Source organism: Streptomyces sp. adm13(2018) (genome assembly GCF_008042145.1).
Taxonomy (GTDB): Bacteria; Actinomycetota; Actinomycetes; order Streptomycetales; family Streptomycetaceae; genus Streptomyces.
This window is the reverse complement of the sequence record NZ_RDBH01000080.1, coordinates 50,830-76,193: the sequence shown is the minus strand read 5'-3', so window position 1 is coordinate 76,193 and position 25,364 is coordinate 50,830. Positions and strand designations below refer to the sequence as shown.

Genomic DNA, 25,364 nt, shown 5'->3' with positions numbered 1-25,364 from the left:
CCTGGGGCATTCCGAAGGGGAACTGCCGGTCGTCGACTGCAAGATGAAGGCAGCGTGATCGGCCGCTCCGCGTCAGCCCAGCCGATGCCTCACGAAGTCTGTCTGCGGCGCCCCTACCTCGATGGTGTTCTCATCGAGGCCGTTGCAGATGCGGAAGCGACCCGCTGCGAAGGCGAACTCCACGGCGATGGTGCCATCGGCGAGGTCCCGCCCTGGCAGGCGCCACTCAAGGAGGGAGGCTTCGCGGAGTTTCTGGCCGACGAACGGCTCGAGCCGTTCGTCGGCGCTGGACCACACAGGCGTGAACTCTGACCACTCCCAGCCGGTGATCGCCGCCGTGGTGTCGATGGCGTTCCAGCCGATCGACAGCTCGTCGAACTTCCAGTGACAGATCTCGACCCGCACGCCCTCGAAGTCCAACACCACCGGGCAGTCGGCGAACCATTCCCCGTCCTCGGCGAAGCGCACGAGCGCGAACCCGGTCAGCCGTCGCCCGCCCAGCTCTGCCCACCGTGGTCGGTGATGCTCGCGGACGGCTTCGAGCCCGACGAGGAAGGTTGGCTCGAAGCCGGAGATGCCCATGGTCACGACACCGGATTCTCCAGCACTTTCTGGGGACAGTCATGTCGTCGGTGCCGCGGACGTGCAAGTGGTCCAGCGTGGCGCTCGTCTCGGCTGAATGCCGAGCGGGACACCGGCTGACGGAGGACGGCCCGCCCGCGGCCTGTCTCGTGGGGCCGCGCGCGAGCCGGGTACGGGCCGGGGAGGGAGGTGGTCAGCAGGACAGGTTCGACCCCGCGGGGACGCCGAGGATCTGGGTGAACTGCTGGTACTTGGTGACCCGGCTCTGGACCTGGGCCGGGTTGCGGCCGTTGCACTCCAGGCTGCCGTTGATCGCCCAGATCGTCTGGCCGAAGCCGGCGCCGTTGACCATGGCGTTGTGCGCGGTCATCGTGCCGGGGCCGTTCTGGGTGTTCCAGTACCAGAGGCCGGTCATCATGGCGACGGCCGGGTCCTGCTCGACGCGCCAGGGGTTGTTCAGCAGGTCGATGCCGAGGGCGTCACCGGCGGCCTTGTAGTTGAAGTTCCAGGAGAGCTGGATCGGGCCGCGGCCGTAGTAGGCGGCCTGGCCGGCGGGGCAGCCGTAGGACTGGCTCGTGTCGCAGTAGTGCGGGTAGTTCGCCGTGTTCTGCTCCACGATGTGGACGAGACCGCCGGTCTCGTGGGAGACGTTGGCGAGGAAGGCCGCGGCCTCCTGCTTCTTCACCGTGTCGCTGCCGGTACCGGCGAAGGCCGGGTACTTCTTGCTGGCGGCGACCAGGCCGGCGTACGTGTAGAAGGGGTTCCGGTTCGGGAACATCTGGTTGAACTGGGCCTCGGAGACAACGAATCCGGAGGGGTCGGGGTTGCCTCCGCCGCCACCGGTGCAGGTGTAGGGGTCCCAGTACCAGGTGCTGATCACCGGGTCGTAGCCCGGGTTGTCGTGCGATGCCTTGTAGTAGTTGCCGTTGCTGTACTTCACGATGTCACCGGTGACGTAGGCGCGTCCGGCGACCCACGCGGGATGGTCGCAGCCGGTCGTTCCGCCGCCGCCGGAGCCGCCGGTGCATGAGCCCTGGTCCGCCCATACCCCGGACCCCGCGGTGGACGGGGTCTCGCCCTGCGTCCACCACTTGGCCTGCCAGTTGCGCCCGCCGTACGAGGCTGTCATCCCACCGGTGTAGACCGCCGACGAGTTCCAGCCCGCCGTACAGGAGGCGGCCGACGCTGTGCCCGTCATCGGCCCCAGGACGGCGACGCCCACCGCTACGGCCAGAGCAGCCAGGAACGCCGAGATCCGTTGTCTGAACAAGTGATCACTCCTTCGAAGGGGGTGGTCAAGTCGCCCAGACTCAAGTCCACTGGTCTGGACCTGTCAAGGTCTAGACCAAACCCTGTTACATTTCTGCCCGCGCCGTACGACCGCGTCGCCGGCGCCGGGCCGGAGCGGCTCGTCTGCGAGAGGCCTCTGTCGGCGGCGGCCGCGCTGCGGCCGCGGTCGAGAACGTACCGCGGGGAGTCCCGGTCGGAAGCTCGCGTGTCGGCCGTCCGTTCGGGGTGTAGTTCGGTGGTTTCGAACGGTCGATGGCTGAATCCTTTCCTTCATGCGGCGCTCTGAGCTGCGGTGATCCCTTCGCCGTGGCCGAGTCGCACCGGATCGCATGGTCCAGACCATTGACCTTGCGTCGGGCCCCTCCCTAGCATCGGTGACGTCATGGCGGCGACCCCCTGCGGGGGATCCCACCCCCAAGGACGCCTTCCTTCCCGTTCCTGAACCCTTCCTTCAGGCATGCCCCTCTCCCTTCCGCGCGGTGCTCCCCGGGGCGGCGTGCCCACGCACCGAACAGGAGTCCATGTGGTGACCTCGGGGGCCGAGCCGTCGGCCGACGTCGTGGACGGAAACACCGGGGTCCTGTCCGTGGGACAGGAACGACTGTGGTTCCTCGACCAGTTGGAGCCGGGCGATCCCGCGTACAACATCCCGTACGTGCTGCGACTGCGCGGCGTGCTCGACCCCGTGCTGCTTCAGCAGGCGCTCGACGGCGTCGTCGCTCGGCACGAGGCACTGCGTACGCGATTCCCCTCCACGGACGGGCAGCCGGCGTCGGTCGTGGCGGCAGAGGCGCCCGTCCTTCTCGACCAGCGCGATCTGCGCGGTGGCGACGCGCAGGAGACCGCCGAGGCGCTGGCCTCACTCACCAACGCGGGGTTCGACCTCGCCACCGGGCCGCTGCTACGGGGCGCACTGCTGCGGGTCGGCGACGAAGAGCACCTGCTCTGCCTCGTCCTCCACCACATCGTCGCGGACGGCTGGTCGCTGGGTCTGCTCGGGGCCGAACTGTCCGACCACTACGCGGCCTACGGCGAGAAGCGCGACCCCGCCCTCCCGGCCGTGTCCTCCTACAGGGCACACGCCGCAGCCGAACGCGCATGGCTCGACGGTCCCGAGGCCGCCGCCGCGCTGGCGTACTGGCGCGAGGCCCTGACCGGCGCACCCGCCCTGGAGCTCCCGCTCGATCTGCCCCGTCCGACCGCGCCGAGCAGTTCGGGTGCCTACCACACCAGGGTGCTGGACGGGATCGGGCCGACGCTGGACGCCTTCGCGCGCGCACACCGCGTCACGCCGTTCATGGTCCTGGCCACCGCCTACCTGAGCATGCTGCACCGGAGCACCGGACAGGACGACTTCTGCGTGGGCATCCCCGTCGCCGCGCGGGACACCGTGGACAGCGAGCGGACGATCGGCTACTACTCCTCCGCCCTCGTCCTGCGGGCCGACTTCGCCGACGCGCCCACCTTCACCGAGGCGTTGCGCAGGACGCGCTCCGACTGGCTGCGCGCACTCACCCACAGGCGCATCCCCTTCGAGCGCCTCAGCGAGGAACTGCGGCCGGAGCGGGACGCGGGACGCACACCCGTCTTCCAGACCCTGATGGCCGTCCACACCCATGAGGGCGGCGCGCTCGGCGAGCGCGGCTTCGCCGGTCTGAGATGCGCCGAGGTCGACGGCGGGCACACCGCGGTCAAGTTCGAACTCGGCCTGGACGTGCGGCCGGACGGAGACGACCTGCACGTCGTCTTCGGCTATCGGACGGACCTGCTGTACGCGCCCACGGTCGCCGCGTTCGCGTCCCGCTTCGAGACCCTTCTGCGGGCCGCGCTCGCCGCCCCCGACACCCCGGTCCACCGACTGCCGCTCCTCGACGCGGGCGAGCTCCGGCTGCTCTCGGGCGGGTCCCGCGGCCCCGACCTCGCTGACACCGCGCCCTCGACCGTGCTGCGTGGCGTCGACCTGGCCGCGGCCGAGGCGCCCGACGCCCTGGCCGTCATCGGTCCCGAGGAGGCGCTCACCCGCGGCGCGCTCGCCGGTGCCTCCCGGCTGCTCGCCGCCAGGATGGCCGCGCGCGGTGTCACCCGCGGAGACCTGGTCGCGCTCTGCCTGCCCCGGGGGCCGCGGGCCGTGGTCGCCATGCTCGCGGTGTGGCGTCTCGGTGCCGGCTACCTCCCGCTCGACCCTTCGTACCCCGCCTCCCGACTCGCCTTCATGCTTCGGGACAGCGGCACTTCACTGCTCGTCACCCCCGACGGCGACCTGCCCGCCGGCCTTCCCGGGGACCTCGCCGCCGAACTCGAACCGCTCGCCCTGTTCCCCGACCCGTCGGAGCCCGCACCCGAGGCCCAGCCGGGACCGCCCGCCGAGGCGGTACCCGACGACCCGGCCTACCTCATCTACACCTCCGGGTCGACGGGCAGCCCCAAGGGGGTGCTCGTGCCGCACCGGGCACTCGCCGCGCGGGTCGCGTGGATGCGCGAGGGCTACGGCCTCACCGGTGAGGACCGGGTGCTGCAATACGCGACGCTCTCCTTCGACACCAGCGCCGAGGAGATCTTCCCCGCACTGGCCGCAGGCGCGGTGCTCGTCACGGCACGCCCCGGTGTCACGCTCCCCGACCAGCTGGCCGAGCCGTACGCCGCCGGTATCACCGTGCTCGACCTGTCCACACCGTACTGGCACCACCTCGTGGCCGACCTGGACGAGACTCCCTGGCCGGATCGGCTGCGCCTGCTCGTGCTGGGCGGCGACCAGGTCCGTCCGGACGCCGTGGCCGCCTGGCGGAAGGAGTTCGGCGACCGGGTGCGGGTGGTCAACTCGTACGGGCCCACCGAGACGACGATCATCGCGACCACGGCGGTCCTCTCCGATCAGGACGGCATCACGCGTCCGCCGATCGGGTGTCCGGTCGGCGCGACCACCGTGTCGGTCCTCGACCGGCACGGCGGTCCGGTGCCCCCGGGCACTCCGGGGGAACTCGTCGTCGGCGGTGCCGGCGTGACCGACGGCTACCTGGGTCGCCCCGGGGCGACCGCCCGCGCGTTCGTGCCCGACCCCGACGGGCCGCCGGGCGCCCGCCGCTACCGGACCGGCGACCTCGTGCGGCGGCGGGCCGACGGGGTGCTCGAGTTCCTCGGGCGCATCGACGACCAGGTCAAGGTGCGTGGCTACCGGGTGGAGCCCGGGGAGGTGGAGACCGCGCTCCACGCGCTCCCGGGCGTCGGGCGGGCGGTGGTGACCGTGCGCGGGGACGTCCTCGTCGCGCATGTGGTCCCCGCAGCCGACGGCCCCGTGCCGGATCCCGGCTCGCTGGGAGACGGGCTCGCCGCCGTCCTGCCCTCGCACGCGATCCCTCACGCCTTCGTGCTCCTGGACGCACTGCCGCTCGCCCCGAACGGGAAGCTCGACCGCGCCGCCCTGCCGGCCCCCCGTGCCTCGGCCGCGCCGCGGGCCGCTCACGTGCCGCCCCGCACGGAGGTCGAGGAACTGGTCGCCGACGTCTGGCGCGAGGTGCTCGGCGTCGACGGGATCGGCGCGCACGACGACTTCTTCGCCCTGGGCGGGCACTCGCTTCTCGCCACCCGGGTCGTCGCACGCCTGCGCGCCGCGATCGACCTGGCCGTACCGCTGCGCACGCTCTTCACCCACCGCACGGTGGCCGTCTTCGCACAGGCCGTCGAAGCCGCTCTGGTCGCCGAGATCGACAGCCTGTCCGAGGCCGCCGCAGTCGAACTCCTCGCCGCCCAGGACGCCCTGGAAGGAAACCGACCGACGTCATGAGCACCGCCGACACCACGACTCCGGCCACACCGTCCCCGGAGCACGGGCCCGCACCCGGGCACACCGGCGCCGCGGTTCCCGGACCGTCCCGTGCCCCGTCCCCCAGCAGCACGGATGCTCCGAGGCCCGCCCTCTCCGACGCCAAGCGCGAGTTGCTCCGGCGCCGAATCGCATCGCGGGCCAGACACCAGGCCGTCGTCCCGCGCCGGGTCCCCGGAACCCCCGTGCCGCTCTCCTTCGCGCAGGAACGCCTCTGGTTCATGGAGCAGTTCGCGCCCGGGACCTCCGCGTACAACATCCCCGTCGTGCGGCGACTGCGCGGCACGCTGGACGCGGACGCCTTCCGGGCCGCGCTCGACACGAGCACGGCCCGCCACGAGACGCTGCGCTCGCGCTACCCGGCGACCGAGGACGGGCGGCCGCTGCTCGTCGTCGACCCGCCGGGACCGGCGGCGTTCTCCCTGACGGAGGCCGCGGACGAGGCTTCCGCCGAGCGGATCGTGGACGCGGCGGCAGCGGTTCCGTTCGACCTCGAGAAGGGGCCCCTGTTCCGGTCGCTGCTGGTGCGGCTCGCCGACGATGACCATGTGCTCCTGCTCCTCGTCCACCACAGCGTGAGCGACGGCTGGTCGAGCGAGGTGCTCCTGGGGGAGATCCTGCGGAGCTACGCGGCCCGGGTGGCCGGTGCGCCGGACCCGCTGCCGGAACTCGCCGTACAGTACGGCGACTTCGCCCTGTGGCAGCGCGATCGTCTGAGCGGGGAGCGGCTGGCGGGCGAGCTCGCGCACTGGAGCCGGGAGCTCGCCGGGGTCGAGCCGCTCGAACTGTCGTTCTCGCTGCCGCGGCCCTCCCGCCAGACCTTCGAGGGTGCCGGGTACGCCTTCGCCGTGGACCGGGCCCTGCTCGACCGGCTGGCGGCCCTCGGCGACCGGCACGACGCCACGCTGCACATGGTGCTCCTGGCCGCGTTCCAGCTGCTGCTGTCCCGGTACTCCGGGCAGCGTGACTTCGCCGTCGGCTCACCGGTCGCCGGCCGGCCAGAACCCGAGCTGGAGCCACTGGTCGGCATGTTCGTGAACGTCCTCGCGCTCCCCGCGCGACTCGAAGGCGATCCGACGTTCGCCGAGCTGATCCGCCGGACCCGCGAGACCTGCCTCGACGCGTACGCCCACCAGGAACTGCCGTTCGCCCAACTGGTCAGCGAGCTCAACGCCCCACGGGACGTCTCGCGGCCCCCGGTCTTCCAGGCAGTCCTCGCCGTGCAGAACTACGCCGTCCAGCGCGACGACACCGGTCCGGCGCTCCCCCTGCGGGTGGAGCCGTTCGGCGTGCGGGCGAGTGGCACGCGCTTCGACATCGAGTTGTTCCTCCAGGAGTGGCCGGAAGGGCTGTACGGCTCCTTCAACTACAACACCGACCTGTTCGCCGAGGAGGACGTAGCCGCTGTCGCGGCCCATCTCGGACGGCTGCTCGACGCGGTGGTCGACGCGCCGGACACGCGACTCTCCGGCCTCGAGACGCTCACCGACGAGGAGCGGGCGTTCGAGACGGAGCGGTTCAACCACACCGCCGTCGACCGGCCCGCCACCACCCTGACCGCCCTCTTCGCCGAGCAGGCCGCCCGCACCCCGGACGCCGTCGCGGTCGCCGTCGAGGACCGGCCCGCCCTGACGTACCGCGCCCTGGACGCCCTGGCCGGCCGTGTCGCCGCCCGACTGGCCGCCGAGGGCGTCGGCCCCGGCGACCTGGTGGCCGTGAGCGCCGAGCGCTCTCCGGAACTCGTCGCAGGACTCCTCGGAGTGCTGCGCACCGGAGCCGCGTACACCCCTCTGGAACCGGACTATCCCGCCGAGCGTCTGGCCTTCCTGCTCGCCGACAGCGAGGCCCCGGTCCTGCTCACTCAGCGCGGGCTCGCCACGCCCGACGGCTGCGCCGCCCGCGTCCTGCTGCTCGACGACCCCGCCGAGTGGCCGCGCGCCCGCGAGGTGCCCCACGGTCCCCGGCCGGAGGACACCGCGTACCTCATCCACACGTCCGGCTCGACCGGGCGGCCCAAGGGCGTGCCCAACACCCACGGGGCCATCGCCAACCGGATCCAGTGGATGCAGGCCGCGTACCCCATCGGGCCCGACGACGCGGTCCTCCAGAAGACTCCGATCGGATTCGACGTCTCGGTCTGGGAGTTCTTCTGGCCGCTCACCACCGGTGCGCGGATCGTGCTGGCCAGGCCCGGCGGGCAGAAGGACAGCGGCTACCTGCGCGACCTCGTCGTGTCCGCGGGCGTGACCGTCGCCCACTTCGTACCGGCCATGCTCACCACGTTCCTGACCGAGGAGGGCGTGGAGCGCTGTACGGGGCTTCGGCGGGTGGTGTGCAGCGGCGAGGCACTGCCCCCCGACACGGCCCGTGAGCTGACCTCACGGCTGCCCGGCCTGCGCCTGGCCAACCTGTACGGGCCGACCGAGGCCGCGGTGGACGTCTCCGCCTGGGAGTGCGCGGGAGCGATGGAGACCGTACCGATCGGCCTGCCCATCGACAACACGCGCCTGTACGTGCTCGACGAGCTGCTGCGTCCCGTGCCGCCCGGTGCCCCCGGGGAGCTCCACATCGGTGGGACGGCCGTCGCCCTGGGCTACCACAGGAGACCGGGCCTGACCGCCACGCGCTTCGTCCCCGACCCCTACGGCCCTCCCGGGGCGCGGCTGTACCGCACCGGGGACCTGGCGCGGCGGCGTCCGGACGGGACGCTCGAACACCTCGGCCGGATCGACCAGCAGGTCAAGCTCCGCGGGCTGCGCATCGAGCCCGGCGAGACCGAGGCGGCGCTGCGCGCGCAGCCGGGTGTCGCCGACGCGGCGGTCGTGCTGCGCGAGGACCGGCCCGGGGACAGGCGTCTGGTGGGCTATGTCGTGACCGCCGAGGGAGCCGACGAGCCCGATCCGGCGGCGCTGCGCGCCACACTGCGGCGGAGCCTGCCCGACCACCAGGTGCCGACCGCGTTCACCGTGGTGCCCGAGCTGCCGCTCACCCCGAACGGCAAGCTGGACCGGCGGGCGCTGCCGGTGCCGGCCGTCCACCGCGCGGCAGGGGCCGCCGCACCGGAGACGCCGGCCGAGATCCTCCTCGCCGGGATCTGGGCCGAGGTCCTGGGGTTGCCCCGGGTGGGGGCGGACGAGGACTTCTTCGACCTCGGCGGGCATTCGCTCCTCGCGACCCAGGTCGTGGCCAAGGCGCGCAAGCGGCTGACGGAGGCCGGGGCCGAGCCGATCAGCGTGATGGACCTGTTCACCCACCGCACCGTCCGCGAACTCGCCGCGGTCGCCGCCCGGGACGAGCGGGAGCGCGGCCCCCGGTCCCTCCTGCACCGGCTCACCCGGGCGGTCCCCGCCGAGCGGCGCCGGCTCACCCTGGTCTGCGTCCCGTACGGGGGCGGCAGCGCCGTCGTGTACCAGCCCGTCGCCGACGCGCTGCCCCCCGACACCGAGCTGTGGGCCGTCTCGATCCCCGGGCACGACCTCGGCGTGACCGAGGAGCGGCTCTCCTTCGACGCCCTCGCGACCGGCATCGCGCAGGAGGTCCGAGAGCGGGTGGAGGGACCCCTCGTCGTCTACGGCCACTGCGCCGTGGGCACGGCCCTCGCCGTTGCCGTCGCACGCTCCCTGGAGGCGTCCGGGAGGGAGCTGGAGGGCGTGTACGCCGGCGCCCAGTACCCCTTCGCGAAACCGCGCAGCCGCCTCCTGACCGCTCTGGGGAAGATCGCCTCGCTCGAACCCCTGGTCGGTGACCGGACATACGCCAACTGGCTGACCGGCATGGGCGTCGACACGTCCGAGCTCGACGAGGAACAGGTGCGGTTCGTGATCGGCAACATGCGCCGGGACACGAGGGCCGCGGAGGACTGGTTCACCCGGGCCATCGCGGAGGTCGCCGACGGCGGACCCCGCCTGCGGGCTCCGCTCGTCTCGCTGGTGGGCGACCGGGATCCGGCCGCCGACTTCTACCAGGAGCGCTACCGCGAGTGGCTGCTGCTGGCCGAGCGCTCCGCCGTGGCCGTACTGGACGAGGGAGGCCACTTCTTCATCACCTACCGGGCCGCGGAGGTCGCCGAGGCCGTCACGACCGTGCACCGCGCGGTCCTGGACGGCACGACGACCACACTGCCGACGGCGAGCCCGGAGAGCTCCTGGTGGTTCCATGGCGAGACCGGTTCCGACGCCGCCGCGCCCGCGGCCACCGGACCCGACACCGGACCGGGGCCCGTTCCAGCAGGAGACGGCCCGTCCGTGGCTTCGGCCTCGGACGGCGGTCCCGAACCCGCGATGGGACGGTTCCTGCTGGTGGCGGGCGGTCAGCTCGCGTCCATCATCGGATCCGCGCTCACCGAGTTCGCCCTGCCGATCTGGATCCTGCTGGAGACCGGGTCGATGGCCAGGTACGCGCTGTACGCGGTCGTCGCCATGCTCCCCGGAATCCTCGTGGGACCGCTCGCGGGGGCCCTCGTGGACCGGATGGACCGGCGCAGGGTCATGCTGGTGGGGGATGTCGCGGCCGGCGCCACCCAGGCCGGTCTGCTGGTCCTGCTCCTCACCGGCCAGTTGCGGTCGTGGGAGGTGTACGTCCTGCTCGGCGTCCTCTCCGTCGCCCTGACCTTCCAGCGGCTCGCCTATGCCTCGGCCGTACCGCAACTCGTACCCAAGCGCTATCTGGGACACGCGAACGGCATCGTTCAACTCGCCTTCGGAACAGCGCAGTTCGTCGTCCCACTGGCCGCCGTCGCACTCATGGCGGCGATCGGGCTGCGGGGCATCCTCGTCATCGACGTGATCAGTTACGCGACAGCCATCGGCATCCTCCTCGCGGTCCGTTTCCCGCGCACACTGCCCTGGACCAGGCGCGAGTCCCTCGTCGCGGAGATCCGCAACGGCTTCGCCCACGCGTGGCGGCACCGCGGCTTTCGCTCCATGCTGCTGTGGTTCGCCGGACTCAACGTCTTCCTCTCGCCCCTCTTCCTCCTCACCACCCCGCTGGTCCTCACCTTCGACGACCTCGGGGGAGCGGCCCGGGTGGCGGTCGCGGGGGGCGCCGGGGCGCTCCTCGGCGGAGTGGCCATGGGCTTCTGGGGCGGGCCCCGCCGGCACCGGCTGCGCGGCATGCTCGCCCTCGCCGGGCTCCTCGCCCTGGCGGGCGCCGTCACCGGGCTGCGCGCGAACCTGTGGGTCGTCGCGCTCGGGGCCTTCGGGATGTCCTTCTCCCTCGCCCTCGTCAACGGGATCTACGCGACGATCGTGCAGACGAAGGTGGCGCAGCGCTTCCACGGTCGGGTGTTCGCCCTCAACACGCTGATCGCGTGGTCCACGCTGCCGCTGGGGCACGGCGTCGTCGCCCCGCTCGGCTCGGCGTTCTTCGGACCGCTGATGGAGCCGGGCGGCGCACTCGCCCCGGTCTTCGGTCCGCTCGTCGGCACCGGGCCCGGGCGCGGCATCGCCCTGATGTACGTGCTGTTCGGGCTCGCGATGGCGGGGCTGGTCGCCCTCGGACTGCGCCTGCCGTCACTGGCCCGTTTCGACCGCGACGTCCCGGACGCGGAACCGGACGACCTGGTCGGCCTGCGGGAGCGGGCGCGGGCCGCCGCGGACCGGCGGGCGAAGGCGGGCGCCGCGTGATACGCCGACCCGGGTCCGGACGCGCTCCCGCGGGGCCCGTCCCGGCCCCGCCCGCCACTCTGCCGGAGCTGCTCGCCCACCGGGCCGCCGCGCACGGGGACCGCACCGCGATCATCAACGGACCGGCACGACTGGACTTCGCCGCATGGCAGGACCGCAGTGGCGCTCTGGCCTCCGCTCTGCGCGCGGCCGGCCTCGCCACCGGGGACCGGGTCGGTCTGTGGTTCGGAGCGGACCGGTGGACGGAGTACGCCGTGGCCTTCCTCGCCGTCCTTCGGGGCGGTGGAGTCGCCGTACCGCTCTCCGACCGGACGCCGCCCGTCGCCCTGGGGCACGTCCTGACGAGCGCGGGGGTCCGCCTCCTGGTGCACGCGGGCCCCGGGCTGCCACCGGGGACTCCTCCGGGCGTGCGGGGGCTCACGGAGGAGGACGCGGCCGGGCACCCCACGGCCCCGGACCTGCCCCTGCCCGACCCGGCGGCGCCGGCTCAGATCCTGTCCACCTCGGGCACGACCGGAGCGCCCAAGGGTGTCGTGGCGACGCACGCGAACCTGGTGCACGGCTGCACCCGCGATGAGCGGCGCCGTCCACTGCGTCACTCCCGTACCTTCCTGCACGCCTTTCCCGTCGGCAGCAACGCAGGCCAAACCATGCTCGTCAACGCGCTGAACGCGCACGCGAGCTGCGTCACCGCCCCGCACTTCACCCCGGCCCGGTTCCTGCGGGCGGTCGCAGAGCACCATGTCGGCAGCGTCTTCGTGGTCCCCGCCACGGCGATCGAACTCCTCGGTTCGCCGGCCCTGGCGGCCGCCGCCGACTCCGGAGGTCTCGACACCGTCCGCCTCGTCGGGTCGACGGCCGCGGCCCTGCCGCAGCCGGTGGCACTCGGGCTGAGCCGCGCCTTCGCCCCGGCTCAGATCGTCAACTACTACACGTCGACGGAGGCGGCCCCCGCCCAGATCACGCTGCTGTTCGACGCGAACCGGCCGGAGTCACCGGGCCGCCCCGCGTCACTGGCCGACCTCCGCGTCACCGACGACACGGGACGCCCGCTGCCCCCTGGCGAGCCCGGCGAGCTCTGGCTGCGCTCTCCCGCATCTCCGCGCACCTACCTGGGGGACGACGACGGCGTGTTCCAGGGCGGCTGGACCCGGATGGGCGACCTGGGCCGGGTCGACGAGGACGGCTTCCTCCACCTGCTCGACCGCGAGCGCGACGTGGTCAAGTCCGGTGCCCACAAGGTGTCCACGCTCCAGGTCGAGAACGCCCTGTTCACCCACCCCGACGTCGTCGACGCCGCCGTGATCGGCGTCCCGCACCCCGTCCTCGGGAGCGTCGTCGCCGCCGCCGTCGTCCCGCGCGGCACGGACCCGGTGGGCAGTGGCGGAGACCGCGACGGCCTGACCGCGACCGCCCTGCGGACCTTCCTGCTCGATCTGCTCGCCGTCCACGAACTCCCCGCAACCGTCACCTTCCTCGACCGGCTCCCGCGCAACGAGGGCGGAAAGGTCCTCAAGCGGGAGCTGCGCCGGACCCTCACCCACGACCACCGCGAGGCCACCCCATGACCCAGCTCAGCCCGGCCCAGCACGGCATCTGGCTCACCGAGCGCATGCTCGACACCGGTGGCGCCTACCAGCTGTCCCTCACCGTCGATCTCACCGGGCCGCTCGACACCGAGGCCCTCGACCTCGCCTGCCGGACGGTGGCCGCGCACCATCCGGCCTTGTCGAGCACGCCGGGGCCCGACGCCTCCGTCCGCCCGTGCGAGGTGCCGGACCCCCGGCACGTGGACTGCGCGCCGGGGGAACTCGACGCCGCCCTGGCCGAGGAGCGCGCGGCGCCGTTCGACACCGAGACCGGTCCCCTCTGCCGCTTCACTCTCTTCCGCGCCGGCCCCGAACACCACGTGCTCCTGGTCTCCGCCCATCACCTCGTCCTCGACGGCCAGTCCAAGGACCGGCTCGTCGCAGACCTCGCCGCCGCCTACCGGGGCGATCCTCTGCCGCCCGCTCCCGAGATCCGGCCGCAGACGGCCGGGCCGGAGGCTCTCGTCGCCGCCCGTGCCTATTGGGAGGAGCGCGGCTACACCCCGTGCCCGCCCGTCCTGCCGGGCTTCGTCCCGCCCCCGGACGGCGGCATGGTGGCCGCCCCCGGCGCGGAGGTGCCCTTCCGGCTCGACGGCGGGCGTCGCGCCGCCCTCGCGGAGGCCGCCCTCAAACTCGGCGTCACCCGCTTCGAACTCCTCCTCGCCGCCTGGCACGCGCTGCTCCTCCGCTACGGAAACCCCGCCCCGACCACGGCGGTGGAGCTGTCCCTCAGGCCTCCGGGCACGCCGGTGGGCATCGGACTCGCCGTCAACGAACTGCCCCTGCGCATCGAGGCCACCGGTCCGGGGCGGCCGCTCCGGCTGCCGTTCGAGGACTGGGTGCGAACGGTCCGGGACGAGCTGCGCGCCCTGTACCCGCACCGGTCCGTCCCCCTCGGGCAGGTGGTACGGGGCCTCTCTCCCCGGACCGCGCTGGCCCCGCTCTCCCTCAGCTACCGGCGCCGGCCCGCAGCGGCCCCGCCGGACTTCGGGGCGGTGACCGTCAAGACGCGCTGGATCGGCTTCTCCGGCACCGTCCGCAACCTCCTGCACCTCCAACTCGTCGACGACGACGACGGGATCCACGGCAGTGTTCAGTTCCGGACCGCGCCGCCCTTCGGGCAGGCCGCCGAGGAGGGCGACCCGGACGCGGACGGCACGGGATGCCTCACCACCGATGCCGTCCACCGGATCGTGGACCACTGGACACGGCTGCTCGACGGAGCCCTCGCCGACCCCACGACGCTCCTCGGGGACCTGCCCCTGCTCGACGGGGACGAGCTGCGCGACCAGCTCGCCGCACCCGCGCCGCGCCCGGAACTCGCCGCACGCACCGTCCCCGCGCTGCTGGCCGCCCGAGCACAGGAGACCCCGGACGCGATCGCCGTCGTCGCGGACGGCGAGCAGGTCACCTACGCCGAGCTGGCCCACCGGGTCGCGCACTCCGCGGCCGGACTCCGCCGGTACGGCGCCGGACCGGGCACACTCGTCGGGATCGGACTCCCACGCGGTCTCGACCAACTCGTCGCCGTCCTCGGCACGCTGGCCGCCGGGGCCGCCCACCTGCCGCTCGACCCCGCCTATCCGGCGGAACGGCTGGCCTTCGTCCGCGAGGACGCGGGCCTCGCCCTGCGCATCACCCACACCCCGGAGGGCGCCGGCGACCTCACCCCGGCGGACCTCGCCCCGAGGGCGGGCGCCCCCGTCCCGTCACTCCCGCTCCCCGAACCGTCCCAGCCCGCCTACGTGCTCTACACCTCCGGCTCCACCGGCCTGCCCAAGGGCGTCGAGGTGCCCCACTCCGCCCTCGCCAACGTCCTCGGCAGCCTCGCCGAACGGCTCGGCTCAAGCCCGCAGGACCGCTGGCTGGCACTGACCTCGCTGTCGTTCGACATCGCCGCCGTCGAGCTGCTGCTGCCCCTCACGACGGGAGGACGCGTCGTCCTCGTTCCCGAGGGCGTCCACCGCGACGGACCCGCCCTGCTCGAGCTGATCCGCCACGAGGGCGTCACCCACGTGCAGGCGACACCGAGCGGATGGCGGCTGCTCCTCGAAGCCGGTCTCGACCGCACCGGTCCCGTCGTGACGGCGCTCGTCGGCGGCGAAGCACTGCCCGCCCCGCTCGCCGCCCGGCTGACGGCCGCGACCGGGCGACTGGTACGGCAGTTACGGGTGTGACGCGTGCTCACCGTGCCGTTTCCGTCGTCGTTCACCACCCCCGCACCGTAACCCGTCGTCCAACGGCTGAAATTCGCCGGGCCTTTGACATATGCCGGAAGCACCACCGGATCGAGTGTTGCCGAATCCCTTACGGGCCGTCCCGGGCTGTGCGACAGTCGGGTGCGGGCCTCACTTCCCCACCTGGCCCGGCCGCGCCGCGCCTGTATCGGAGTACGACATGCCGTCCCCACTGTTCGCGGATCACCCCGCCCAGCAGCCGGAGCCGGGCGCGGTGGACGCGCTGATCTCGCAGACCCGCCGCCTGCGCGGCGAGCTCGTCGCCGTACGCCAGGACGCCGTGGAGAACGAGGACGACCCCCAGCAGCGCTGGCAGCGCGCCCTGTGCGACCTGGCCGTCCACCAACTCGACGACCTCGGCGCCCACTTGGGACAGCTCCGGGCAGGCGTTCCCGAACAGACCGGAAACACGGCCACCGAGGCGCCCGCGGAGCGTGCCCTCGACACCGCGCTCGCCACCGACCCCGGCACCGCGTACGGCGAGCTTCCGCCGCAGCGCACCGGCTCCCTGCTGTCCCGGGTCGGCAGCGCCGAGTGGAACCTGCTGACGGACGAGATCAGTTGGTCCGAAGAGCTGTTCCAGATCTTCGGACGCGCGCGCGAGAGCGGCCCCCTGTCGCTGGACGAGATGCCCACGATGGTCTTCGCCGAGGACCAGCCCGTCCTCCAGGGCATGGTGACGGACTGCCTGATCGACGGAAAGCCGATCGCCGGCGAGTTCCGGATCGTGCGGACCGACGGCTCCGTCCGCACCGTGCACATGACGGGCGAGCCCGTCCTCGACTCCGACGGCTGCACCGCCTCGATGTGGGCCGTGCTGCGCGACGTCAGTGAACTGCGGCGCAGCGAGCGGGCCGTTCGCGAGAGCCGGGACAACCTGGAGCGCAGCCGCCACATCGAGCAGACCGAGCGCCGGGTCGCCGTCGAACTGCAGGAGGCGGTGCTCCCGCCGTGGCGCGGCTCGCTCCGCTTCGCCCACGACGGCCCCGCCCCCCTCGACGTGGCCGCCCACTACCTCCCCGCCGCCAGCACCGGGCTGATCGGCGGCGACTGGTACGACGCGCTGGCCCTGCCCGACGGGGACGCTCTGCTCACCGTCGGCGACCTGACGGGCCACGGGGTCGCCGCGACCTCCTCGATGGCGATGCTCCTCGGCGCCCTGCGCGGGATGGCGGTGGCCGGGATCAGGCCCGGCGCCCTGATGGGTCATCTGAACCAGCTCCTGGAGACCTCCGTCCAGCCCGCGCTCGGCAGCGCGATGTGCTGCCGCTACGACCCGGTCACCCAGAAGCTGACCTGGGCGCAGGCCGGCCACCCCGCCCCGCTGCTGTTCCGCGGCGGCACGGGGCACGTCCTGCACCGCCCCGAGGGCGTCCTCCTCGGAGCGACGGCGGGAACGGCGTACGGCGAGGCCGAGACTCCGCTGGTCCCGGGCGACCTGCTCGTCCTGCACACCGACGGGCTCACCCGGGGCAGCCGCCCCGACGACGACACGGGCACCCGACGGCTGCTCGCCCTCGGCGCCCGGCTCGTCGGAGCGCGGGACGCCCAGGACGGCGTCCGCGCGGTGGTCGAGGAGTTCGGCGAGGAGCAGCGTGAGGACGACGCCTGCGTGATGGTGGTCCGGGTCGGCCACTGAACCGTCCGGACCAGCCGGATGACGCGGCCCGGCGCCCGGCTCCTCGGGCCTGCCCCGTTCTCGTTCCGCAGGCCTGTTCCGTTCTTCCGCAGGACCGTCCCGGTCTCGCGCCTCAGGCCTGTCCCGTCCTCGGCCGGTTGACCGGTGACCGGGGCAGGGCCAGCTCGATCTCCTCGCGCAAGTGCTCGATCCTCGCGTACCCGGCGTACTGCCCGGTCAGCCGGTACATCTCGCGGAGCCGGTCCCAGGTGCGGTGGGACGAGGTCTCCCCCATGGACATCAGGGCGAGCCGCGCGTACCGGTCGGCCTGCTCGGGGTCGTCGGCGATGAAGCAGGCCGACGCGAGCGAGATGTGGTCGAAGAGCTTCGAGCGGTCGTGACCACCGCGCCGGAGTTCGAGCGCCAGCTTGGCGTGGCGCTGCGCGGGGACGGCCGCGGCGGGATCGTGGTCGGCCAGGGTGCGGTAGGCGAGCGCCTGCATGCCGTGCATGTCGGCCTCGTCGAAGTTCTGCATCCAGCTGGGGTGCTCCTCGTCGTGCCGGTCGGACACGAAGAGGTCCTCGGCCTCGCCGAGGGTGCGGCGCATGGCCTGGCCCCGGCCCATCGAGGCCTGCGCCCACGCCTCGATCGTGTGGAACATGGCCCGGGTCCTGGGCAGGACGCGTTCGCCCGAGCCGTCCTTGGCCAGCTTCATGAGGTCGAGGGCGTCGTCGGGCCGGCCCAGGTGCACCATCTGGCGGGCGGCGCGGGACAGGGCCTCGCCGGCCCTCGGCCGGTCGCCGCCCTCGCGGGCCGCGTGGGCGGCGATCACGAAGTACTTCTGTGCCGTGGGTTCCAGGCCCACGTCGTGGGACATCCAGCCCGCCAGGACGGCCAGGTTGGCCGCGACGCCCCAGAGGCGCCGCTGGAGGTGGTCGGCGTGGCGGTAGGCGAGCATGCCCCCCACCTCGTTGAGCTGGCCCACCACCGCCTTGCGCTGGAGGCCGCCGCCCCGGGAGGCGTCCCAGGCGCGGAACACCTCCACCGAGTGCTCCAGCGCCTCGATCTCCTCCGACCCGATGGGGGCGGCCTCGTAGCGGTCGAACCCGGCGGGGTCGGCGTGGAGGGGATCGGTGGCCCGCTGGGGGGCACCCTGGCGAGTGGGGTCGGTCTGCAGCCAGTCGTGCATGGCGTTGCTGAGTACGGAGCCGGCGGCAAGCGCGGCACCCGCGCCCACCAGGCCGCGTCGGTTGAGCATGAGGTCCATTCCCGTGAATTCGGTGAGGACCGCCGCCGTACGATCGGGTGCCCAGGGCAGCCCGTCAGGGTTCTCCGTCTTCCTGACGTCCTGCCGCTTTCCGCTGCGCCCGTGTCGTACGAACCCGAGGTCCTCGATGGTCACGACACGGCCGAGTCGCTCGGTGAACAGTGCTGCCAACACCCGGGGGACGGGATCGCGCGGGGTCTCGCCCCGGTCGATCCACCGCCGCACCCGCGAGGTGTCGGTCGCCAGCTGGGGGTGGCCCATGGCCGCCGCCTGCCGGTTGACGAGTCTCGCGAGTTCGCCCTTGGACCAGCCGGCCAGGCCGAACAGGTCTGCCAGGCGGGTGTTGGTGTGTCCGGTCACGTCTAAGCCCCCAGGTTCTCGGCTGAGTTGACAGTAGCCCGCTGTCATAGGCCCCGCGACAATTCGCCAGGCTTCGCCAGGGTGCGCGAGATGTTCCGCCACCCGCGGGCGGGTGTCAGGTAGGAATGCGCCACCCCGCCCCGCCGACCGGCCCTCATTCCCCAGGGTGCGGACCGGGGGCGGGCGGGGCGACGCACGCAACTCGTCGGCACACGAAGGGATCTGTCACCTCCATGTACACAGCATCGTCCTCCGTGTCCGCCCCGCCCCGGCCGCAGCACCGCATCGTCCCGGCGGGCGGCGGGCCCTACCTCGCTCCCGCCCCGCAGGCCGTCCGGCCGCGGCGCTGGGTGGCCGGCACGGGTACCCAGCCGATCAGCGGAAGAATCGATCTGTCGGGCCCCCAGGGGGCGCAGCTGAAGATCGCGATCGCCTCCGTCCACCGCATCTGCCCCGAGTTCAACCCCGTCCAGGTGCTGCGGCGCAGCGGGCGTTCGGTCCTGATCGTCGGGACGACCGGGCGGACCACGGCGGTCGCGAAGTGTTTACTGGACCACTCCCCCGCGTGGGTCGAGCGGTTCCAGCACGAGATAGCGTCCTACCGCTCCTTCGTCCGCCACCGTCCGCCGGTGCGGGCGCCGCGGCTGATCGCGGCCGATCCGGAGAACTGCACGCTGGTGATCGAGCGGATGCCCGGACGGGCGGCGGCGCTCTCGCGCCACCCCGTCGAGGCGCCGCCCCGGGCCGACGTGCGGGCCGCGCTCGGCGCGATCGCCCGGCTCAACGCCTGGCGACCGCCGGCCGGGACGTTCGACGCGCCGCTGGACTACGCCGCCCGGATCGCCCGCTACCACGAGCTCGGTCTCTTCACCGACCGGGACCGGGACGACCTGCAGAAGCTGCTGCACGGCCTGGCGCACGCGGGCGGCCGCCAGGGCATGGGCCAGTTCTGCCACGGTGACGCCCTGCTCTCCAACGTCCTCCTCTCCCCCGCGGGACCCGTCCTGGTCGACTGGGAGCACGCGGGCTGGTATCTGCCGGGCTACGACCTGGCGACCCTCTGGGCGGTGCTCGGTGACGCCCCGCTCGCCCGGCGTCAGATCAGCCAGCTCGCCCAGCAGGCGGGGGCGGCCTCCCGGGACGCCTTCCTGGTGAACCTGATGATCGTGCTGACCCGGGAGATCCGGACCTACGAGACGGCGGTGCAGCGCACCATGAAGGAGGCTCCGCCGGCCGGTTCCGTACCGGTGCCCACGGGCGCGCTCGCGCCCGGCGAGGAACAGCGGCTGCTGCTGAGGCGGCTGCACGACGACTGCGCCATGGCACGGCGGGCCGTGCGCGCGGCGGTCGGGACACGCTGAAGGGCGGTCCCACCGACGCAACGGGGGGTGCGCCGTGGCCCGGTGCCGACACACCGGGACGCGGCGCACCGGCGTTCCCGCCGCGGCCGGACGCCGTCGCCGGTACGCCCGGTGCATTGGTCCACTCCACTGACGCGTCCCAGGCCCGGGACCCGTCTCCGCGAAACTCCGCCGGATGGCCTCCATCCCCGCTCTGACGTGGGAACTTGAGCTGCGGCAGGCGTGATTGACGGATCGTCCGGGAGCCGATACCCCTGTACGGGTTCGGTCCCCGCACGCCCCGGTGCCACCCCCCGCCTCTGGAGGCTGCCTTGCCCCGTTCCGTGTCCTCAGGTCTGCCAGGATCCCCGTCACGGCGCCGTCCGCCGAGGACGGCTGGTGTCCTCGCCTGCGCCGCCCTGCTGCTCCCGCTGCTGTCCGCCGCGCCGCCCGCGGGTGCCGAGGCGGCCGCGTCGGGCGCCCTCCAGGACCAGTTCGCGCGGGCGGCCGCGCGGCACGGCGCACCGGAGAGCGTGCTGCTCGCCGTCTCGTACCTCCAGTCGCGGTGGGACGCCCACGGGGGCGCGCCGAGCGTGACCGGCGGCTACGGGCCGATGCATCTGACGGACGCGGTCACGGCCCTGACGGAGGCGCCCCCGCATCACTCGGAGGGGACGGAGGACGCGCGCGGGGACTCCTCGCGCGCCGCGCGGACCGGCGCGGGGGCTGCCCGGCCCGCCGCCGTGCCGCAGGCCTCGGCGCTGCCCGCGCGGCTGCGCACGCTGGAGCGGGCGGCCGCGCTGTCCGGGATCCCGGCCGGGGAGCTGCGGACCCGTACGGCCGCCAACATCGAGGGCGGGGCGGCGCTGCTCGCCGCCGCGCAGCGGGAGTCGGGCCGGCCGGCGAGCACGGATCCCGCCGACTGGTACGGGGCGGTGGCGGCGTACTCGGGTGCCGACGACTCGGCGACCGCCGCCACGTACGCCGGGGACGTGTTCGACGTGATCCGGTCCGGCGCGTCGCGGACGACGGACAGCGGGCAGGTGGTGTCCCTCGCGGCCGCTCCGGCGGTCGCGCCCGACACGGGGCAGCTCGCGGGCCTGGGCCTGAGGCGGCCCGCCGGCGGTCCCGTGGAGTGCCCGCGTACGGTGGCCTGCGAGTGGATCCCGGCGCCGTACGAGGAGTTCGGCGACGGGGACTACGGCAACCACGACAAGGCGAACCGACCCGCCTCGCAGTCGATCGACTACATCGTCGTCCATGACACCGAGGCCACCTGGGACGTCACCCTCCAGCTCGTGCAGGATCCGACGTACGTCTCGTGGCAGTACTCGCTGCGCTCCTCCGACGGGCACGTCGCCCAGCACCTGGCGCTCAAGGACGTCGGCTGGCACGCGGGCAACTGGTTCGTGAACACCAAGTCCGTGGGCCTGGAGCACGAGGGGTTCCTCACCGCGCCGGACTCCTGGTACACGGAGGCGATGTACCGATCGTCGGCGCGGCTCGTGCGCCATCTCGCCGCCCGGTACCGCATCCCGCTCGACCGGCAGCACATCCTCGGGCACGACAACGTGCCGGGGACGGTGGCGTCCACGATCGCTGGCATGCACACGGACCCGGGGCCGTACTGGGACTGGGCCCACTACTTCGAGCTGCTGGGCCGGCCGATCGCCCCGAGCGCCGGTCCCCGGGCCGGTGTGGTGACGATCCGGCCCGACTACGGCGACCACCGGCCGGTCTACACGGGCTGCGTCACGGCGGGCGAAGCGTGCGCGCCGCACGGCAGCGGGGCGGTGCGCCTGCACACCGCGCCGAGCGCCGACGCGCCGCTGGTGAAGGACATCGGACTGCGTCCGGGCGGGCAGGACTCGACCACCGGGGTCAACGACACGGGTGCCCGCGCCTCGACCGGGCAGAGCTTCGCGGTGGCGGAGCGCAGGGGCGACTGGACGGCGGTCTGGTACCTCGGGCAGAGGGCCTGGTTCCGCAATCCGGTGAAGGAGCCGACCGCGGTGAACGCGCGGGGGCTCGTGCTGACGCCCCGCGCGGGCCTGGCGTCGGTGCCGGTGTACGGGCGGGCGTACCCGGAGGCCTCGGCGTATCCGGCGGGTGTGCCGGTGCAGGCGGTGTCCCCGCTGCCGTACGCGCTGCTCGCCGGCCAGCGGTACGTGGTGGGCGACCGGACCCCCGGCGAGTACTACTTCGCTCCGGTGTTCGACAGCAGCGGGCATACGGTCGTTCGAGGCCAGGAGGAGTACTACCAGATCCAGTTCGGCCATCGCGTGGCCTTCGTGAAGGCTGCTGACGTGCGGGTCTCCCTGGCCTGACCGGGGTCTGGCCGAAAGCGGAGGGGTGGTGCCGGAGGAACGGTCCGGCATCACCTCTCCGGCGTTCATAGGACTATTCAGGAGATCGCGTGCGCCGTACGGGTCACGGGTAAAGGTGGGCCCGACACACCCCCTGCTCACCGGAAGGCCCACCAGCAGATGCCTCAGCCCTTCGTTATGCCGGATTTCTATGTCCCGTATCCGGCACGGCTCAACCCCCATGTGGAGGCCGCCCGCACCCACACCCGTGACTGGGCACGGTCGATGGGGATGCTGGAGGGCTCGGGGGTCTGGGAGCAGCACGACCTCGACTCGCACGACTACGCGCTGCTCTGCGCGTACACCCATCCCGATTGCGGCGAGGAGGCGCTCGACCTCGTCACCGACTGGTACACCTGGGTCTTCTTCTTCGACGACCACTTCCTGGAGGTCTTCAAGCGGCCCCAGGATCGGGCGGGCGGCAAGACGTACCTGGACCGGCTGCCGCTGTTCATGCCGGCCGACCCTGCGGCGGGCATGCCCCAGCCGACCAACCCGGTCGAGGCGGGGCTCGCCGACCTCTGGCTCCGGACCGTCCCCTCGATGTCGGAGGGCTGGCGGGTGCGGTTCGCGGAGGCCACGGAGCACCTGCTCAACGAGTCGCTCTGGGAACTCGACAACATCAACGACGGCCGGATCGCCAACCCCGTCGAGTACATCGAGATGCGGCGCAAGGTGGGCGGCGCGCCCTGGTCGGCGGGGCTCGTCGAGTACGCGGCGGGGGCCGAGGTCCCGGCCCGGGTCGCGTACTCCCGCCCGCTGCGGGGCCTCAGGGACGCCTTCTCGGACGCCGTCCACCTGCGCAACGACCTGTTCTCGTACCAGCGCGAGGTGGAGGACGAGGGCGAGAACAGCAACGGCGTGCTCGTCCTGGAGAAGTTCCTCGGCTGCACGACCCAGGAGGCGGCGGACGCCGTCAACGACCTGCTGACCTCACGGCTCCAGCAGTTCGAGAACACCGCCCTCACCGAAGTGCCGCTGCTCGCCGCCGAGCAGGGCCTGGACGCGGCCGAGTGCGCGGCCGTCGCCGCGTACGCGAAGGGGCTGCAGGACTGGCAGTCCGGCGGCCACGAGTGGCACATGCGCTCCAGCCGGTACATGAACGAGGGCATGGTCGGCGGCCCCTCGCACCTCGACGGGGTCCTCGGCACCTCCGCGCTCGACATCCGCACCCTCTTCGGGCGGCCCGCGGCATCACGGCTGCGGTCCCTCACCCATGTGCCGCACCAACGGGTGGGGGCCTCGCTGCTCCCCGAGTTCGACCTGCCGTACCCGCTCGCCCTCAGCCCGCACCACGCCGAGGCGCGCCGGCGGTCGCTCGACTGGGCGGAGCGGTTCGGTCTCCTCGACGACATCTGGGACCGGCCGACGGCGGAGGGCTTCGACCTGGCGCTCTGCTCGGCGGGGCTCGACCCGGACGCCACCCGGGAAGAGCTGGAGCTCAGCGCCGAGTGGCTGACCTGGGGCACCTACGGCGACGACTACTACCCCGCCGTCTTCGGCCGCCCGCGGAACCTGCGGGGCGCGAAGGAGCAGACCGACCGGCTCAAGTCCTGTCTGCCGGTGGAGGATCCGGCCGCGGGAGCGGCGTTCGCCGTCAACCCGCTGGAGCGCTCGCTGGCCGACCTCTGGGCCCGGACCGCGGACCCGATGACGGTGGAGGCCCGCGCGCAGCTCCGCCACGCGCTCGACGTCATGCTGGACAGCTGGCTGTGGGAGCTGCACAACCAGGCGCAGCACCGGGTGCCCGACCCCGTCGACTACATCGAGATGCGCCGCAGCACCTTCGGTTCCGAACTGACCACGCTGATGGCCCGGTTGCGGCACCAGGAGGTGCTGCCGCCGGAGCTGTACCGCTCGGGGACGGTACGGGCACTGGAGAACGCGGTCATGGACTACGCCACCCTGATCAACGACCTGTTCTCCTACCAGAAGGAGATCGAGGTCGAGGGCGAGGTCCACAACGGGGTCCTGGTGCTCCAGACGTTCTTCGGCTGCGACTACCCGACGGCCGTGGCCATGGTCGACGACCTGATGCGGGGCCGACTGCGCCAGTACGAGCATCTGAAGGCACGTGAAGTCCCCCTGATGTACGAGGACTTCGGGCTCGACGCGGCCGGGCGGGCGGCCTTCGAGGCGTATCTGCGGGAGTTGGAGGACTGGCTCGCCGGGATCCTGAACTGGCACCGGAAGGTGCGGCGCTACGGGGCGGCGGACGTGTACGCGGGCAGCGGGGCGGCGCTGCTGCGGCGCGGCCCGACCGGTCTCGGCACGTCGGCGGCCCGGGTGGCGGACCTGCTGGGCGTGGTGAGGGTCTGAGCGGCGCGGGCGGGATGCGGAGCGGTCCGGTGGGCGGCTCCGCGCCCGGTCGGTCAGGTGCGGCGGCCGCGCAGGTCGTCGAGCTCGCGGCGGTCGCGCTTGGTGGGGCGCCCGGCGCCCCGGTCCCGCACGGCGGCCACGGCCACGTGCTCGCGGGGCGGCGGGGGCGGGCTGTTGTCGACGTACGCCTCGACGGCGACCGGCGGGCCGACCCGCTTGGTGTGGAGCTCCTTGACCTCGACGATCCGCTCCCGGCCGCCGTGGAAGACCCGTACCTCGTCGCCGGGCTTCACCGACTGGGCGGGCTTGGCCCGTTCGCCGTTGACCTTGACGTGGCCGGCCCGGCAGGCCGCCGCGGCCTGGGCGCGGGTCTTGGTGAGGCGGACCGCCCAGATCCAGCTGTCGACGCGTGCGCTCATCGGCCCCCGGCCCTTCCCGTCAGCCCTGCTGGAACAGCTCGGCGGGCAGCGGCTTGAGCAGCGCGTACAGGTCGTCGGTGATCGGCCGGTCCCAACTGGCGATCGTGACGAGCACGTTGTCGCTGCGGTCGAACTGGACGCAGGAGATGCGGCTCTCGGAGAGCTTGAGGCGCCGGACGATCAGGAGGTTGTCGCCCTGCATCACGGGGACGTCCTCGGCGTCGAGGACCTCGACCGGCTCGTCGTTCTCGAGGGCGGCGAGGAGCTGGGCGACCTCGAAGGGGATCTGGCCGTCGGCGAGCTCGCGCGCCGGGGAGCCCTCGGGGAGGTTGCCGATGATCATCGCGGGACCGCGGCCGCCGAACAGGTCGTACCGGAGGAACACGCCCTGGCAGGAGCCGTCGGGCGCGGGCAGCAGGCCGGCGCCGAGATTGCCGGGCCAGTCCCCCGGGTCCATGGCCAGGACATCGAAGTCCGGGCCCGCGGGAGTGGCGGCGCTACGGCGGCGGAGGAAGGACATACGGCCATGGTAC

General features: G+C 73.1%; 13 protein-coding genes. 8 read left to right on the top strand and 5 right to left on the bottom strand.

Going from position 1 to position 25,364, the window contains the following annotated elements; all coding sequences use genetic code 11:
• Nucleotides 1–72 precede the first annotated feature (72 nt).
• Together EAO70_RS07090 and EAO70_RS07085 are read right to left on the bottom strand one after the other, a co-directional pair.
• Nucleotides 73–582: a hypothetical protein gene (locus tag EAO70_RS07090; RefSeq protein WP_148002183.1), complete on the bottom strand. Its 510-nt coding sequence runs from the start codon at nucleotides 580–582 to the stop codon at nucleotides 73–75.
• A 193-nt stretch (nucleotides 583–775) separates the two neighbouring features.
• Entirely contained in the window at nucleotides 776–1,780 is a 1,005-nt protein-coding gene (locus tag EAO70_RS07085; RefSeq protein WP_222723447.1) for a glycoside hydrolase family 19 protein, read from the bottom strand.
• Between the two features lie 549 nt (nucleotides 1,781–2,329).
• Between EAO70_RS07085 and EAO70_RS07080 the strand changes: the two genes are divergently transcribed.
• From EAO70_RS07080 to EAO70_RS07060, 5 genes are all read left to right on the top strand, one after another.
• Nucleotides 2,330–5,653 carry a non-ribosomal peptide synthetase gene (locus EAO70_RS07080; RefSeq protein WP_148002147.1) on the top strand — a complete coding sequence of 1,108 codons (3,324 nt, stop codon included), beginning with the start codon at nucleotides 2,330–2,332 and terminating at the stop codon, nucleotides 5,651–5,653.
• Entirely contained in the window at nucleotides 5,650–11,316 is a 5,667-nt protein-coding gene (locus EAO70_RS07075) for a non-ribosomal peptide synthetase/MFS transporter (protein WP_148002146.1), read from the top strand. Before EAO70_RS07080 ends, EAO70_RS07075 begins: the two co-directional genes overlap by 4 nt.
• Nucleotides 11,313–12,884, top strand: coding sequence for a class I adenylate-forming enzyme family protein (locus tag EAO70_RS07070; protein WP_261992714.1), 1,572 nt, complete (start codon nucleotides 11,313–11,315; stop codon nucleotides 12,882–12,884). Before EAO70_RS07075 ends, EAO70_RS07070 begins: the two co-directional genes overlap by 4 nt.
• Complete coding sequence (locus EAO70_RS07065; protein WP_148002145.1) at nucleotides 12,881–15,082, top strand: AMP-binding protein; 2,202 nt, start codon at nucleotides 12,881–12,883, stop codon at nucleotides 15,080–15,082. The genes EAO70_RS07070 and EAO70_RS07065 overlap by 4 nt, the downstream gene beginning before the upstream one ends.
• Before the next feature lie 220 nt (nucleotides 15,083–15,302).
• Nucleotides 15,303–16,781, top strand: coding sequence for a PP2C family protein-serine/threonine phosphatase (locus EAO70_RS07060; RefSeq protein ID WP_148002144.1), 1,479 nt, complete (start codon nucleotides 15,303–15,305; stop codon nucleotides 16,779–16,781).
• Nucleotides 16,782–16,893: 112 nt separating this feature from the next.
• Here the strand turns inward: EAO70_RS07060 and EAO70_RS07055 are convergent, their stop codons facing one another.
• Nucleotides 16,894–18,387, bottom strand: a complete 1,494-nt coding sequence (locus EAO70_RS07055) for a hypothetical protein (protein ID WP_148002143.1) — start codon at nucleotides 18,385–18,387, stop codon at nucleotides 16,894–16,896.
• Nucleotides 18,388–18,620: 233 nt separating this feature from the next.
• On the opposite strand from EAO70_RS07055, the gene EAO70_RS07050 reads away from it, so the two are divergent.
• From EAO70_RS07050 to EAO70_RS07040, 3 genes are all read left to right on the top strand, one after another.
• Complete coding sequence (locus EAO70_RS07050) at nucleotides 18,621–19,748, top strand: aminoglycoside phosphotransferase family protein (RefSeq protein ID WP_148002142.1); 1,128 nt, start codon at nucleotides 18,621–18,623, stop codon at nucleotides 19,746–19,748.
• Nucleotides 19,749–20,083: 335 nt separating this feature from the next.
• A complete protein-coding gene (locus tag EAO70_RS07045; RefSeq protein WP_148002181.1) occupies nucleotides 20,084–22,054 on the top strand; it encodes an N-acetylmuramoyl-L-alanine amidase in 1,971 nt (656 codons plus the stop codon).
• Between the two features lie 159 nt (nucleotides 22,055–22,213).
• A complete protein-coding gene (locus EAO70_RS07040; protein ID WP_148002141.1) occupies nucleotides 22,214–24,412 on the top strand; it encodes a terpene synthase family protein in 2,199 nt (732 codons plus the stop codon).
• A 53-nt stretch (nucleotides 24,413–24,465) separates the two neighbouring features.
• Here the strand turns inward: EAO70_RS07040 and EAO70_RS07035 are convergent, their stop codons facing one another.
• The gene (locus EAO70_RS07035; protein WP_148002140.1) at nucleotides 24,466–24,831 is read right to left on the bottom strand and encodes an RNA-binding S4 domain-containing protein; all 366 of its coding nucleotides are present in this window, start codon (nucleotides 24,829–24,831) and stop codon (nucleotides 24,466–24,468) included.
• Between the two features lie 19 nt (nucleotides 24,832–24,850).
• Nucleotides 24,851–25,351 carry a hypothetical protein gene (locus tag EAO70_RS07030; protein ID WP_033205852.1) on the bottom strand — a complete coding sequence of 167 codons (501 nt, stop codon included), beginning with the start codon at nucleotides 25,349–25,351 and terminating at the stop codon, nucleotides 24,851–24,853.
• Nucleotides 25,352–25,364: the final 13 nt, after the last annotated feature.

Excerpts from the sequence above, each read along its gene's own strand:
- EAO70_RS07075 (WP_148002146.1), top strand. The coding sequence starts at position 5,650 with ATGAGCACCGCCGACACCACGACTCCGGCCACACCGTCCCCGGAGCAC.
- EAO70_RS07030 (WP_033205852.1), bottom strand. The coding sequence starts at position 25,351 with ATGTCCTTCCTCCGCCGCCGTAGCGCCGCCACTCCCGCGGGCCCGGAC.
- EAO70_RS07040 (WP_148002141.1), top strand. The coding sequence starts at position 22,214 with ATGCCTCAGCCCTTCGTTATGCCGGATTTCTATGTCCCGTATCCGGCA.
- EAO70_RS07060 (WP_148002144.1), top strand. The coding sequence starts at position 15,303 with ATGCCGTCCCCACTGTTCGCGGATCACCCCGCCCAGCAGCCGGAGCCG.
- EAO70_RS07050 (WP_148002142.1), top strand. The coding sequence starts at position 18,621 with ATGTACACAGCATCGTCCTCCGTGTCCGCCCCGCCCCGGCCGCAGCAC.
- EAO70_RS07090 (WP_148002183.1), bottom strand. The coding sequence starts at position 582 with ATGGGCATCTCCGGCTTCGAGCCAACCTTCCTCGTCGGGCTCGAAGCC.
- EAO70_RS07035 (WP_148002140.1), bottom strand. The coding sequence starts at position 24,831 with ATGAGCGCACGCGTCGACAGCTGGATCTGGGCGGTCCGCCTCACCAAG.
- EAO70_RS07085 (WP_222723447.1), bottom strand. The coding sequence starts at position 1,780 with ATGACGGGCACAGCGTCGGCCGCCTCCTGTACGGCGGGCTGGAACTCG.
- EAO70_RS07080 (WP_148002147.1), top strand. The coding sequence starts at position 2,330 with ATGCCCCTCTCCCTTCCGCGCGGTGCTCCCCGGGGCGGCGTGCCCACG.
- EAO70_RS07065 (WP_148002145.1), top strand. The coding sequence starts at position 12,881 with ATGACCCAGCTCAGCCCGGCCCAGCACGGCATCTGGCTCACCGAGCGC.